This window comes from Pelotomaculum terephthalicicum JT (assembly GCF_022410535.1).
GTDB classification, from domain to species: domain Bacteria; phylum Bacillota; class Desulfotomaculia; order Desulfotomaculales; family Pelotomaculaceae; genus Pelotomaculum_D; species Pelotomaculum_D terephthalicicum.
Map to the genome: position 1 here is coordinate 14,789 of NZ_JAKNBL010000041.1, position 13,271 is coordinate 28,059.

10 protein-coding genes and 1 pseudogene are annotated in these 13,271 nt (G+C 44.9%); 2 read left to right on the top strand and 9 right to left on the bottom strand.

What is annotated here, in order from left to right; genetic code table 11:
* Position 1: 1 nt before the first annotated feature.
* The 9 genes and pseudogenes from L9W92_RS15865 to L9W92_RS15900 all read right to left on the bottom strand — a co-directional run bounded on the left by L9W92_RS15865 (position 2) and on the right by L9W92_RS15900 (position 9,125).
* Positions 2 to 1,912: a site-specific DNA-methyltransferase gene (locus tag L9W92_RS15865; RefSeq protein WP_240084719.1), complete on the bottom strand. Its 1,911-nt coding sequence runs from the start codon at positions 1,910 to 1,912 to the stop codon at positions 2 to 4.
* A gap of 78 nt (positions 1,913 to 1,990) precedes the next feature.
* Entirely contained in the window at positions 1,991 to 2,419 is a 429-nt protein-coding gene (locus L9W92_RS15870) for an endonuclease domain-containing protein (RefSeq protein ID WP_240084720.1), read from the bottom strand.
* A gap of 97 nt (positions 2,420 to 2,516) precedes the next feature.
* Entirely contained in the window at positions 2,517 to 3,179 is a 663-nt protein-coding gene (locus L9W92_RS15875) for a DUF4391 domain-containing protein (protein ID WP_240084721.1), read from the bottom strand.
* Complete coding sequence (locus tag L9W92_RS15880; protein WP_286725319.1) at positions 3,172 to 3,552, bottom strand: four helix bundle protein; 381 nt, start codon at positions 3,550 to 3,552, stop codon at positions 3,172 to 3,174. Before L9W92_RS15880 ends, L9W92_RS15875 begins: the two co-directional genes overlap by 8 nt.
* Before the next feature lie 65 nt (positions 3,553 to 3,617).
* Positions 3,618 to 6,137 (bottom strand): helicase-related protein, encoded by a 2,520-nt coding sequence (locus L9W92_RS15885; protein ID WP_353681822.1) that lies wholly within the window; start codon positions 6,135 to 6,137, stop codon positions 3,618 to 3,620.
* Positions 6,098 to 6,868, bottom strand: coding sequence for a phospholipase D-like domain-containing protein (locus L9W92_RS19445; protein WP_353681821.1), 771 nt, complete (start codon positions 6,866 to 6,868; stop codon positions 6,098 to 6,100). Before L9W92_RS19445 ends, L9W92_RS15885 begins: the two co-directional genes overlap by 40 nt.
* Positions 6,869 to 6,898: 30 nt before the next feature.
* Positions 6,899 to 7,120: a helix-turn-helix domain-containing protein gene (locus tag L9W92_RS15890; protein WP_240084722.1), complete on the bottom strand. Its 222-nt coding sequence runs from the start codon at positions 7,118 to 7,120 to the stop codon at positions 6,899 to 6,901.
* 573 nt (positions 7,121 to 7,693) lie between these two features.
* Positions 7,694 to 8,380: pseudogene (locus L9W92_RS15895) on the bottom strand (ParB/RepB/Spo0J family partition protein); the annotation flags it as partial.
* Complete coding sequence (locus tag L9W92_RS15900) at positions 8,301 to 9,125, bottom strand: ParA family protein (protein WP_240084723.1); 825 nt, start codon at positions 9,123 to 9,125, stop codon at positions 8,301 to 8,303. The gene L9W92_RS15900 and the pseudogene L9W92_RS15895, both read right to left, overlap by 80 nt.
* 510 nt (positions 9,126 to 9,635) lie before the next feature.
* On the opposite strand from L9W92_RS15900, the gene L9W92_RS15905 reads away from it, so the two are divergent.
* The gene (locus L9W92_RS15905) at positions 9,636 to 12,044 is read left to right on the top strand and encodes a UvrD-helicase domain-containing protein (RefSeq protein ID WP_240084724.1); all 2,409 of its coding nucleotides are present in this window, start codon (positions 9,636 to 9,638) and stop codon (positions 12,042 to 12,044) included.
* Positions 12,044 to 12,670, top strand: a complete 627-nt coding sequence (locus L9W92_RS15910; RefSeq protein ID WP_240084725.1) for a PD-(D/E)XK nuclease family protein — start codon at positions 12,044 to 12,046, stop codon at positions 12,668 to 12,670. Before L9W92_RS15905 ends, L9W92_RS15910 begins: the two co-directional genes overlap by 1 nt.
* Positions 12,671 to 13,271: the final 601 nt, after the last annotated feature.

Consider the following 13,271-nt stretch of genomic DNA (forward strand, 5'->3'; position numbering starts at 1 on the left):
ATCAGATCACCCTCACGCTTGTGTTCGGAGCCAATAATTTAAAAATCTCCTCCACATTGATTTTTTCGGGCGAGCTGGCAAAACTGCTGTCGCGGAACACGGCGCGCAGCGGCTGGCGCCTGGCAATTTCCTTAACCACCTCATCGCTGATGTGCTTATCAAAGCAGGCGATGAGGTCGCCGTCATTGTAGGTATGCACGGTGAAGCCGCCTATTTTTTCCTGCGTGTGAGGCATGGAGAGGGGCAATCCCCAATCCAAAAGGCAGGCATAGAGCAGGTCCATATCAGTGCGGTCGTCCTTGATGTTGTCTTCCATCATTGAAAGCAAGTCCTGGGTATATTCGCTTGCCGCATAGTACACATCTTTCATATTCGTATCGTCCAATTTGAGCACGCGGAAGCCGATGTCTAATTTAAATTCGGAATTCGGAATGCGTAATTCGGAATTATCCGAATCTATCTGTTCTTGCTTATTTGATTCCGCATTCCGAATTCTTAATTCCGAATTAATCTTCTCCCCGGCGCGTCGGATTCGCTCCTTGCCGATTTCGCATATATTCTTGAAACCTGCCTTGGCAGCCTCGCTGTCCGGTGCGCAGGGTTCCGCTAACTGCACCATGATGAATTTGCGCTTGCCGCCGTCCTCGGCGTTAAGCTGCATGACCGCATGGGCGGTGGTTGCCGAGCCGGAGAAGAAGTCGAGGATGATACTATCCTCTTCTGTATTGGCAAGCGTCAGAAGCCTGCGTAATAAGCGCACAGGCTTTGGCCCATCGAAATGTCCTTTACCATCAAAAAGAGCAACTACCTCCTTTGCACCTTCCTGGCTGTGGCCCACTTCCTTGTAAAACAGAATAGAAGTTGGAGCCATCCCATCGAAACGAAGTTCAGATAGAAATCGTTTAATAGAAGGTACACTGTTGCCATCTGTACCAAACCAAATTCTGTTATCTTGGAGTCTTTCGAAAAATGCATTTTTCGAAAGACTCCAGCAGCGACCTGCTGGAGGCTCAATTACACGCCCGGAGGGCGTTGTAATTGGATAATCGCAAGCAGCGTTATATGTTTTTACCGACATATCGCTTGGTTTCCAAACTCCTCTTGGATCGTTATCAGGATTAGAATATCGAGCATTAGCTTCTTCTGTCCGCGGAAGTCTTCCTATTTGAAAGCTATCAATGGACTTTGCATAAATCAAAACATAGTCGTGACTATTTGATATGTATTTTGCATCGTTTTTGGGTGCGTAAGCCCTCTCCCAAATCAGTTGAGCAATAAAATTGCTTTCTCCAAACACTTCATCACAAATCTTCCGCAATTGCGCCACTTCATTATCATCAATACTTATAAAAATAACCCCGTCATCCCGCAGTAGATTCCTAGCCAACACCAGCCTTGGATACATCATGCTGCACCAGTCGGAGTGGAACCGGCCATTGCTTTCGGTATTGCGGAACAGGCGGTCACCATTCTCGTCATATACGCCAGCTTCTTCATCGTATTCGTCCTTATTACGCATGAAATTATCGCGGTAAATAAAATCATTACCTGTATTATAGGGCGGGTCTATGTAAATCATCTTCACCTTGCCGAGATAGCTCTCCTGCAGCAGTTTCAGCACGTCAAGATTATCGCCCTCTATGTAAAGGTTTTCGGTAGTATCCCAGTTTTTGCTCTCCTCCACGCATGGGCGCAGTGTCTTGCGAATAGGCCTGCCGGCCTCGGCAATGGCGGCCCTTTTGCCTACCCAGGTAAACTCGTAGGCTTCATCACCATATACTTCATCACCCAGCAGTGAGCGCAGCAGATCGAAATTTACTTTTCCTTCAGTAACGACACCGGGGAAAAGCTCCGCTATTTTTTCTATATTCGCGGCGGTCAGGTTCGCCGATTCAAAACGCATATTATCCATAAATAATTTATCCTCCTTATATTCCCCTCCTCTGGAGGGGTGGCGCAAAGCGCCGGGGTGGTCGCCGGGGTGGTATCTTTACCTCAACATGGGGTGGCTCCTAAGCATCTCCATTACACTATCCAATTTGTATAAAACATCCTTCGCTTGAATATGAATGACTGTCAGCCCCAGCCCAGTCAGCAAAGCGTCACGCTCAGCGTCATATTCAATTTTATCATCATGGGAGCTTCCGTCAATTTCCAAAACAACGTTACGGTTTGCACAGAAAAAATCCACAATAAAATTACCTATGATTTTCTGCCTGTCGAAATCAAAACCCCTAAACTGATGGTTTTTTAAATGATTCCACAGCAGAACTTCAGAGATATTGCCAGCTTTTCGCAGTTCTTTTGCTCTGCTGCGCAGTTTGGGATTATAGGGCAAAGAGAAATAGTTTTTGGATTTGCGACCACCCCGCCCTAACGGGCACCCCTCCAAAGGAGGGGAATTATAGCCCTCCTTCACCGGAGAACTATTCCCCTCCTTTGGAGGGGTGGCGCAAAGCGCCGGGGTGGTCTTCCCCTCAGCATTTCTTGCTACCACTTCCATGGGTGGTAATTTTTTAGTGCCCATTTAGAATTTCCTCCAGTTCCTTCTTCAATCTCTTCAACTCTCCATTGAGCGCAACCTGTATATTGAACTGCTTTTCGCGGCGCACCTTGTTCTCCAGCACGGCGATTTCCTTTTGCAGCTTCTGCCGCCGTTTATCGCGGGCGACCGCATCTTTCAAACCGCCTCCGGTTTTGTCCTCCAGCCTTTCCCCGGCAATCTGCCGGATAAAGCCTTCATATACGGCATCCATGCTGAGTCCGTCTATCCGCAGCGATATCTCATTCACAGGCTGCCATTCGGTGTTATAATAAGTCCCCGGTTTGAAAGCCGCCGTACCGCCCTGGCTTTGTTCCTTATAGCCGATCCATGCCTGTGCTTGCTCCTCAAACACAAGCAGGAAAAGGATGTGATAGGGGATTTCCCTGTCAATCAGCTGCAGCACCCGCTTGTCAAGGCCGGGCTGGTTCAGGCGTATCTCTATGACCTCAATTTCCGCGACTGTTTCTCCGGCGGCAATGTTCACTGTAGTAGGGGAGATTTTATTCCTCCAGTAAATCACATTGATCTGCTCTACAAATATCCGCTTGAGTTCCGCAGTCACGGAGAGGTTTTCATAGAACTTCTGCTTCGGTATTCGCCGGTTGAATACCGTACTTTTTGGTAAATCAATCACTCGTTACACTCCTGTCTAATTCGGAATTCGGAATGCGTAATTCGGAATTTCTCTGGGTTTTCGTGATAGCGACAAGCAGCTTTATTAACTCCTGGCAATCAGCATAAACGCTTTCAAATGAGCTGGTTTCTATAAAATTGCTTTCGTGCAGCAGTTCTAGCCAATACTCCGTCTCGCTAGCCTCTTTCAGTGATATATTAAGTTTAGCATAAAAATCAGCTTTGCTTTGGCCGCGGATGGCTTCCTTTACATTTGCACCAATACTTGTACTGCTTCTCAGTAATTGTTTTGACATTATATACTCATGTTTTTCATCAGTTAAAAATTTATATAACTTAATCATTCTCAAAGCAAATGCTTTACTTTTCACCACAACGGTTTTCTCTCTTCATACTGCCTTCACTCCTCAATTCCGCATTCCGATTTATGAATTATGAATTATGAATTACGAATTCCGCATTCCGAATTCCGAATTACTAAAAAACAAATCAGCTCGAAATCATCCAGTCCCGTAATAGTTGTATTCAGAGCTGAGGTGCCCCCGCTTTTGAACAGGCTGTCAATGTCGCTTTCTTCCTTCACGTCAATGATGGAGTTGATGGCGTCACTTAATAGCTCGGAAAGTCGGCCCATATCCCTGCCGTCCTTGGTTTCCTGATTAAAAGCGCGGCACAGTTCTACCAAAGGCGCTGTTTTTCCCTTGCAGAGATACCGCATCTTATCCAGCATTTCTTTTGGGGACAGATGGTCGCAGATGACCTCGCCGTCATCCGCAATATACACCATATAGAACGGGTGAAGCCGGTTCTGGTTATCGATGTTCACGCCGCCGTTGATGTTTTTCAGCACAAATATCACGCCGGGCGGCGCATCGTCCTTCGCGGGAACAACCGCATGGAGACCGAGAGGGGTCTTGTCCAAATCACCATTATTCTTGATGTAGTCAAGCAGGTCAAGACGGAATTCATTCAATCCCAAGTCCATAATGGAAATGCCGCCGGACATATCCTCGATATCGACGACCTCCTCCTGCAGGCGCTTGAGCTGTGCTTTGCGGTATTCGAGGTCGCCTTTTTCCTCCGGGTTGATAAGGTCGTCGTCTCCGGTGGAGGTCATGACGGATATCTTCATTCGGGTTTCTACACGGCTTTTCAGGTTTATGTAATCGTCAAGCGTCAAATCCGGCCAGAAGTTCACCAGCTGTATCCGCGCATTCCGGCTGCCGATACGGTCAATACGTCCGAACCGCTGGATGATGCGGACAGGGTTCCAGTGGATATCGTAATTAACCAAATAGTCGCAATCCTGAAGATTCTGGCCTTCGGAAATGCAATCAGTGGCGATAAGGATGTCGATACAGTCGGCTGACCCCGGCATAAGCAGCGCTTTATCTTTAGAAACAGGTGAAAAACAAGTCAGAACATTGTTGAAGGTCGCCCTGAATTTCGGGATCGTTGTTTTTCCGTCCACCGTGCCGGTTATCATGGCGGTGTTAAGACCGTATTTCTCCTTTATATATCCGCTCACATTCTGGTACAGGTATTCGGCAGTGTCGGAAAATGCTGAAAACACAAGTACCTTTTTATTGTCTGCGTTGATGGGCTTTTCGATTTTCTCCGAAATGAGCGCAAGCAGGGTTTGAAGCTTGGTATCATGCTCCGGTGTAATATCTGCAACCATAAGCGTCAGCAACTCCAGTACTTCTGAATCCTGCTGAAGCGAGTCGCGCCAGGTAACATAGTCCATATCGTTAAGATCGATTTTTACTTTTTTACCGGAGGTGAAGAATTCGGTGTTCTGATCATCATAATCGAATTCGGTATCTTCACTGAACTTAAGAATCTCAATATCAGCGTCTCCGCCGGCCTCGAACATATCAATTTCAGCGATCGTATCATCAATCAGCTTCTTTATGCGCTGGAGAGTCAGACGGAAAGAATAGACGGAGCTTTCCAGCCGTTTGAGAAGGTTGATACTCATCAGGCGGCGGATGCCCTGCTCTCGCCCCGCACGGTTGATATTGACGTCAGGGTCGACATACTTGTCCCGTCTGCTTTCAAAAACAAAATCTGTTGGAATATAGACTGCAAGATTAAGCTTCATAAGCTCGTCATATATCTCGTTATAATTTATGGCGTTGTCCAAATCGGTCAGGCTTGGCCGCAGAGACACAGGCTTGAGCCTTTCCGGGAATTTTCCGATGTCATTCATGTTATAATACTTTTCAATATGCTTTCGGGAGCGAGCAATGGTCACACTGTCCAGTACTTCAAAGAAGTCAAAGTCCAGCATCTTTAAAAGCGCAGCTGTTGTTCTCTTTTCCGGTCCTAAGTCGCTCCAGATATTAAATGCTCTTTGAGCATTACGGAAAATCTCATCAATTGGTTTCGATGTGTTCAATTTTTCATTTATCAGGCAGGAATTTCCCTCATAAGCGAGTGCAAGCTGATTGCGTAAGTCGACAAAACGGTTGTTTACCGGTGTTGCCGACAGCATAAGCACCTTTGACTCCACACCCGGGCGAATAACCTTGTTCAAGAGTCGGAGATAACGGTTTTCACGCGCATCATCTCCATAAACTTCGCCGCCATTGCGGAAATTGTGGGATTCGTCGATGACTATAAGCCCATAATTCTCCCAATATATTTTTTCCAGGTCATTGCCGTTTGACATGCCGTGTTCGCGCGAAAGGTCAGTGTGGTAAAGAACAGTGTATCCAAGCCGGTCGGAAATGAGCGGATTATTTCTATAATGACTCCTGAAAGTATTCCAATTGTCTGCCAGTTTCTTCGGGCATAGCACAAGCACAGATTTGTTCTTTTTTTCATAGTATTTGATTACAGCAAGGGCAGTGAACGTCTTGCCAAGTCCTACACTATCGGCCAAAATACACCCATTATATTTTTCAAGCTTATTTATTATTGCAAGCGCCGCATCTTTTTGGAAATCATATAACATACTCCAGATTTTACTTTCTTTAAACCCGGTTGCTTCATTGGAAGCACATCCTCGGAGATGTCTTCGAGGAATTCATTGAATATGTTGTAAAGAGCCACGAAATAAAGAAACTCCGCCGAGTTTTCGTTGTAAGCGGCGGTGATGCTCTCGATGACCTCTTCAGTTACGTCCTGTAATTTCGTCCTGTCATTCCAGACACTTTCAAACAGCCGGACGAATTCCTGACTGTGCGGTGCAGGGAACTTGGTAACCATGTTGTAGCTGTTATTCCCCCGTTTGCATCCAATGTCCACGGTGGTGAAGCCGTTGAGCGGCATATATGTAATCTGTTCATTGCCGGTATCTATGTTGAGGAAACCGCCCATGTTCTCCGGCGTAATATTTGACTTGAACTTAACCTTTTTTCTGATCCAATCGGCACATTCACGGGCGATTGCTTTCTGCGTTAATTCGTTGCGCAGCTTCACTTCAAATTCTGTTCCGTAAAGGCTGCGCTCACGGCTTAAGCGGGGGATATAAAATTCGCGTTTTTCTTTAGGCGCTTTTTCAGTGACAAAGGCAGGCGATGTGAATATGAAACGAAGCTCGTCAATATTGTCAAATTGTTTTTTCAAAACCTGGTATGCGTATATGGAAAAACAAGCGGCAGCAATCGAAAGGCGGCTGCCCTTTTCGATTGTAACCGCTAAATCATTCTTCACAGTTTTTGTTATATTATCGAAAATTTCCATAGCTGGTTCCTTTATCGGATATATGTCAATTTATTTTGCGTTGTCCCGCAGGTCCGGAACTAATTCCATAATGTCTCCGAAATCAACGCCGAGAGTGGCACATACTTTAATCAGAACTTCCATGCTGACATTCTCATGATTTGAGAGCTTGGCAATGGTGGTTGAGCTTAATCCCGATGCCAATTGCAGATCCTTCTTTTTCATATCTCTATCAATAAGGAGCTTCCATAACTTTTTATAACTTACTCGCATCTTCGCCAATCCATTTCCTAAGTTTCAACTTAATTATACCAAAATTTGCATATGCTTTACAATATATTTTACGCATTTGTAAAGATTCCGTTTATGTTTATTCTACATTTAAGCAGTTTTAAAGAAATATATGTAGCTATCTCCCTCAATCTGTGGTAGTGTCTGTTGCTGAAGGGAGATGGTGTATTGAAAAAGCTAATTATCGTCGGAATAGGCATTATCGCCTGTGTCGCATTGTGTACCGCTGTGTGGCCTCGGAACGCCGAGGTCGGCGATTTACCCGCAGAGTCTGCAAAAACCGCCGTATTCGCTGAAATTGAGGCGAGTCAAAAAGAAATGCCGCCAATTATTCTTTCTGAAGATACTCCTGTTGCCGAGCCGAAGACTGTTGAAGAAAATGAGCCAACGAAAAACGAGGTAATAAAGGCAGAAGAAAAAACTCAACCCTCTGCACCATCAAAACAAGCATCGCCACCAGTGGTAACTTCTAAATCGTCAGCACAGCCGTCATCCAGCCAAAAGTCAGGCGACAGAGCTATCATCGAGGGTAAGCCACATATATGGATACCCGGCTTGCTGTTCGTTTTCGGCCAGGTAAGAGATTTCCACAGCAGGATTAAAGGCGATCTGCTTTTCGTCCACCATTTCAAGAACAGGTTGTATAAGTTCAGTTAAGCGAATATATCTTTGAATCTGTCTGCCGCTTTCACCGACATCTTTGCCTATAATATCTGCACTTTCTAACCTCCCGACAACTTGTCGGGAAGTTAAATCCGTCCGTTGCCCTTGCCTGTTCATGGCTTCCAGCTTCATTTTATATGCAAAAGCTTTTTCACTCGGCAGGATGCTTTCCCTTTGCAGATTGCTGTCAACCATAATGATTGTGGCGGCATCGTCGTCCAGTTCCCGGACAATGCAGGGCATGTTTTCTTTCCCTGCAAGCTCGCTTGCTTTTTTTCGCCGGTGTCCGGCCACCATTTCATAGCCGCCGTCCGCTTTGGGCCGCACCAGGCCGGGGACTAAAACGCCGTATTGCTTTACACTGTCCGCCATTTCCAGCATGGCCTCATCCGCTTTTACCTTAAACGGGTGATTGGGAAAATCGCTGATTTCAGACAGGGGAATGTCCAGTACCTTTTCGCGCTGCTGCTCGGCCCGGCTTTCCTCGGTGGTGAATAAGTCATCTACTGAGGTCAGCTTTATGCTGTTTCGCACGTCGTTTTTCACCAATGTCCCGCACCTCCTTTGTAAAGGCTTCATAGGCTTTAGCCGCCAGACCGTGGGGGTCGTGAAGGTAAATGCTCTTTCCTTTGGCGCTGGTTTCCGCCGCACGGATAGATAAGGGGATTTCCGTTTGGAAAATGCGCAGTTTGTCGCCGTAGTCGCGGCGCAGGATAAAGGAAATGTCCTTGGCGAAGTTGGTGCGGTTATCCACCATTGTCACCAGAACGCCGTCAATGGTCAGCTTCGGATTGATTTGCCGCCTTACCCTGGCTATGGTCTGTAAAAGCTGCGTCATTCCTTTGGCGGGCAGATAGTGGGCCTGAACCGGAATAATTACGCTGTCCGCAGCGGCAAGGGCGTTAATGGTCATCATGCCCAGGGAGGGCATACAGTCGATCAACACATAATCATACCTGTCTTTGATGGTATTGATGTAGCTGCGCAGCACCGTTTCCCGGCTCATGGTGTTGACAAGGGAAACCTCAATGGCCGACAACTCAATGTTGCCCGGCATGAGATCAATGCCTTCCGCATGTTGGAGGATACCCTCGTCCGGCTCATACGGCTCCTCCAACATGCTTTTGGTTAAAACGGTCGCCAGTGAAACAGGTAGATTGTCCGGCTCATGGAAGCCCAACGAATCCGTTAGGTTGCCTTGCGCGTCCGCGTCCACTAAAAGCACCTTTTTACCCTGCATCGCAAGGCCGATACCCAGATTGACCGTTGTGGTCGTTTTGCCTGTGCCGCCTTTCTGGTTGGCAAGGGCAATTACTTTTGACACTTGAAATTCCTCCTTTGCTACTATAAATTTGGAACTGGAGCACGGCGGCCAGCCGTGCTTCTTTTCATCTCATGCCTAAGCTACAATAAGGGAGTAATTGCTCTGACGGTTCCTCCTTTCAAGTAAAAAGCCGCATGCTTTATTGACCGGATAAAGCATGCGGCCAGCCCCATACTTCTTCCAAAGATCAGGACGTATTTTCTGTTCAAGATACTCGGCTACCTGGATGGTGTCCATCGATACAACTGGGAACAACCTGTCTAGTAATTTCTCGATATACTGCCTAATTTCCGGAACATAAGAAAGTAGAACACCGATAAGTTCAGCAGATATTGTTAATTGGGCAAAAATTACTTCACATACAGCACAAAGAGCTGCTGTTTACTGTCTTATGTCTCAGAAATTCCTGTTCTAGAAAAAGTAGAAATAGAAAAATATGAAGGATATTTCCTATTTATGCCGAATTTTTTTTTAGGAATAGTCTCCAACCCCACATAATGAGGATTAAAGATGATTAGCCTGCAAAACTATATTCCATTAGTTCGAAACGCAATTCCACAATTTCAACAGCACCCTCCCAACCCACAGCAAGAGAGTTGTTTGCTTGCTCCGATAAATACGCCTTTAATGATTGTGGCAGGGCCAGGAAGTGGTAAAACTACAGTTCTTGTTTTACGTGCTTTACGTCTTGTATTTGTTGAAAGCATTATGCCTGAGAATATTATGATAACGACCTTTACCAGAAAGGCAGCTAGTGAGATACGGTCGCGCCTAATAGAGTGGGGAATATATATCCTCAACTATCTTCAACAGAATCCCCCTGTCCCAGTACCTAATGGGTTTACACAATGGGTTGCAAGTATAGACATTAATAGGTTTATTACAGGAACGCTAGATAGCATCTGCGAAGATACTCTATCTATATATCGCGATCCTGGTGATGTGCCACCGGTATTGGTAGAAGGTTTTGTTGGTAATGCTCTTCTAGCGCGTAATGGAATGTTTCCTGCAGGAATTTTTACTAATCATCAAATAGATCCTGATTTACTAAATTATTTAACCCCATTTACAAGGACAGGTGAACCACCACGGAACTTTGGAGAGACAGTTCAAGTATGTCGTATTGTTATCGATCGTTTAATACAAGACCAAGTCAATTTAGCATCGTTTATAAATGGGCCAAATCCTGCAGCTAGGCAACTTATATTGAATATCCTAGATTCTTATCGCCAGTATATGAATCAAACCAACCGTATGGATTTTGCAGGCCTTGAGGAAATGTTTCTGAATAGGTTAACAAATGGTCGACTACAAAGGTTTATATCAACCATATCTGCCGTCCTTATTGATGAATATCAGGACAGCAATCCACTGCAAGAGTCAATATATTTTGAAATTATACGACAAGTCCAACCGTCATTTACTGTAGTGGGCGATGACGATCAATCCTTATACCGTTTTCGCGGTGCTACAGTTGAATTGTTCTGCAATTTTCCAAATAGGCTTTCAAGCGTTGTGCCTGGTTTGCCTCCAGTTAATATTGAATATCTGGTAGATAATTATCGTTCAACTCCTGAAATAGTTAATTTTTTTAATAATTATATTGCTTGCGATCAAGCTTTTACACTTGCAAGATTACAACCCCCTAAACCTCAAATTATTCCACAGATCCAATCAAATAATATGCCAATACTTGGGCTATTCCGTCCAACTGTACAACAATTAGCACACGATCTTGCTAACTTCCTATTTAATGTTTTTCGAGGGCCAGGTCTTATTAATGTTGATAACTCAACAATTCAGATTGCTAGAAATCCTAATGGAGGAGATTTTGGAGATGCTGTATTATTGGCAGACCAAGTGAGGGAGTTTGCCACACGTTTTAGAAATAACCCGCCAAGAGAGAGATTGCCTTTTCTGCTTCGCCAAGAACTTTCTACTATGGGAATTGGAGTGTTCAATCCAAGGGGTCAGGCATTACGGGATATTAGAGAAGTACAACAACTTCTTGGCTTAATCCTTATATGTATAGATGATCCTCAACAAACTCAATTAAATCGTATCATAGTAACCCTCCGCAATGAAGCACGAACTTATCTCCCAATTTGGTGTAGGGCAGCAGAGGATTTCATAAATTTAAATCCTCTTCCCAATGCTCCACGAACGCTTAGAAATTTTGTGAACAGTTGGCAGAACCGAATCAATCAAGTAGGGGGGAATTGGCCGAATGAGTGGCCAATACTAGATCTTTGTTACAAGCTAATCACCTGGATGCCGTTTTTCCAAGATGACCCAGAAGGACAAGTATATCTAGAGGCAGTATCCAGATGTATTGCACAAGCTGCTACTTTCTCCACTTATCGCTCTAATATTATTTATGGAAATGGCAGGCACGATATCCGAAGTATAGAGCGTGTAATATGGGATATAATGGTGCCACTAGCGGAGGCTTCCGTAGAAGTTGATGAAGATATCATGCCACATGTTCCACGCAATCATCTTCAGATAATGACTATTCATCAAGCAAAGGGCTTAGAGTTCCCATTGGTAATTGTCGATATTGCTTCTGATTTTAACACCAATAACCAATTTCAACGCTTTAGAAGATTTCCAGACAACCCTGGGCCAACACAGATGCTCGAAGAAGATATGGCTCAACACTGTTCCATAGGACAGGTGCGAACGCTACGCAATTCGCTTGATAGAACTTTCGACGATCTAAGGCGTCTTTACTATGTGGCATTTAGTCGTCCCCAATCCTTGCTTTTGCTCGTCGGTATTGATCGTTGCCTAAGATATAGTACAACAATTCGCCATATAGCTACATTTTGGCGTTCAGATGGTAATTGGGCTTGGCAGATACCCATAACCGGTCGTCCCCCGACTATGGTTAATAATCATCCTTTGAGGTTGATCTAATGATACTTGATCGGAAAAGAGACCCACAGATTATCCCAAGCTATAGTTTGACAGGTGACTTACTGTCCTTTCTTCGCTGCGGTCTGCAATATAGGTATCATAACGGAAGCGCTCTTCCGCCTTCTCGGCCTGTTCAGCTCTGGTTCGGTGAGTTTATACATGGTGTTTTGGAAATTGCGTATCGAATTTGGTTCTCAACAACACCAAAACCGATTTTTCCATGGCCTTCTAATCCTACTCCTTATTTAGGAACTGCTCCCGTAGGGCGTGCTCCTTACGACATTGGAACCATTGGAGATAGAGTAGAATCAATGTTGACAGCACAAGGAAAAAATCCCAGAAGTAATATTGTAAGGGATTCAGCATATAGGCGTGCAGAGGCAGCGATAAATGAAATTGCACCATATCTTTTCCCACTTGTATCATCTGCTGAAGAACGCATAATAGGAACTAGAGATTTACCCCCCTTACAAGCTAATACTAATTTAAGAACCGATAGATATGAATTACATGGAATAATTGATGTTTTGACCGATGTCCAGCTAAACAATGTCCCAGCAGATAATTTGATTCGTAATGCAATAATCTCTCAGCCTGTCCTCAATTACCCCAGCACTTCGAGGTAGTAGTTGATTACAAAGGGGACCGTCGTCCAGCTACCAATCACCAGTTCTGGAGACAAGCTGAATGGCAAGTTCAAACCTACGCATGGCTTCGAATGAGGCAGCCTAACGCCCGTAATGTAGCAGCAGGCGTTTTGATATACGTAAACGAATTGTCTCCTGTCAATGACGATATTAGGGAACTTCAGCGTGAAGCCAGACAAGGTAATACCGATGTGATCCCGCCCAATGGAAGTAGGGACTCATATGAACTCAGTTTATGGCAACCGGGCAGAGCGATTCCTAATTTTTCACAATCCTTCAGATTGCAACGAGCTATTCGCGTAATCCCGGTTACGCAACAAAGCCAACGTTTCGCAACGACCCAATTTGATAATGTAGTATTACAGATTGAGCAATGTGTCGCCTCCGAAGCTGCTGCAGGACGAATAAGAGGCCACTGGCAAGGCAATGGTGATGAGGCAACATGTGCAGCATGGTAAGCGTCAAAAAGAAGACACCTTCAATATAGAAAAAAGACATGAGAAAATAAGCCTGGACATTAAGAAAAGGAAGGATGTTCAGGAATGGATAGCAAGCTTTGCAACATATGGGAACAGCGACT

Coding starts and splice junctions, on each gene's coding strand:
- L9W92_RS15865 (WP_240084719.1), bottom strand. CDS start 1,912: ATGGATAATATGCGTTTTGAATCGGCGAACCTGACCGCCGCGAATATA.
- L9W92_RS15885 (WP_353681822.1), bottom strand. CDS start 6,137: ATGTTATATGATTTCCAAAAAGATGCGGCGCTTGCAATAATAAATAAG.
- L9W92_RS19445 (WP_353681821.1), bottom strand. CDS start 6,868: ATGGAAATTTTCGATAATATAACAAAAACTGTGAAGAATGATTTAGCG.
- L9W92_RS15890 (WP_240084722.1), bottom strand. CDS start 7,120: ATGCGAGTAAGTTATAAAAAGTTATGGAAGCTCCTTATTGATAGAGAT.
- L9W92_RS15905 (WP_240084724.1), top strand. CDS start 9,636: ATGATTAGCCTGCAAAACTATATTCCATTAGTTCGAAACGCAATTCCA.
- L9W92_RS15910 (WP_240084725.1), top strand. CDS start 12,044: ATGATACTTGATCGGAAAAGAGACCCACAGATTATCCCAAGCTATAGT.